We start from the raw sequence: 817 nt of genomic DNA on the forward strand, positions 1-817 counted from the left end.
CTCGGTGGAGTCCAGCACGATCGGCAGCGTGGAGGCGGTCGCCAGACGCCCGGCGATCTCCTTCATGTCCGCCACACCGTCGCGCCCCACGTAGTCCACGCACAGGTCCAACAGGTGCGAGCCGTCCCGGATCTGCTCACGCGCGATCTCCACGCACGCCTGCCAGTCCCCCGCCAGCATCGACTCCCGGAACTTCTTCGACCCGTTCGCGTTCGTCCGCTCGCCGATCGCCAGGTACGAGGTGTCCTGCCGGAACGGCACCGACTGGTACAGCGATCCGGCCGCCGCGTCGGGGTGCGGGGTGCGCACCGCGAGCTCCCGGCCGCGCACCCGCTCGACCACGGCCCGCAGGTGCTCGGGCGTGGTGCCGCAGCAGCCGCCCACCAGCGACAGCCCGTACTCCCGGGTGAAGGTGTCGTGGGCGTCGGCCAGCTCGGCCGGGGCCAGCGGGTAGTGGGCGCCGTCCTTGCCCAGCACCGGCAGACCCGCGTTCGGCATGCAGGAGAGCCCGATCCGCGCGTTCTTGGCCAGGTAGCGCAGGTGCTCGCTCATCTCGGCCGGCCCGGTCGCGCAGTTCAGCCCGATGTAGTCGATCCCCAGCGGCTCCAGCGCGGTCAGCGCCGCACCGATCTCCGAGCCCAGCAGCATCGTGCCGGTCGTCTCCACCGTCACCTGGGCGAAGATCGGCAGGTCCAACCCGGCTGCGGCGAGGGCGAGTTTGCAGCCCAGGATCGCCGCCTTGGTCTGCAGCAGGTCCTGCGAGGTCTCCACCAGCAGCGCGTCCGCGCCGCCGGCGATCAGCCCGGCCGCGTTCAGC

1 protein-coding gene is annotated in these 817 nt (G+C 72.0%); it reads right to left on the reverse strand.

Translation table 11 applies throughout. The features are described 5' to 3' along the window. On the reverse strand, positions 1 to 817 hold an 817-nt coding region (locus tag ABD323_RS42330; RefSeq protein WP_344447379.1), incomplete at both ends, for a homocysteine S-methyltransferase family protein.

The organism is Kitasatospora nipponensis, from assembly GCF_039528135.1.
Lineage (GTDB): Bacteria > Actinomycetota > Actinomycetes > Streptomycetales > Streptomycetaceae > Kitasatospora > Kitasatospora nipponensis.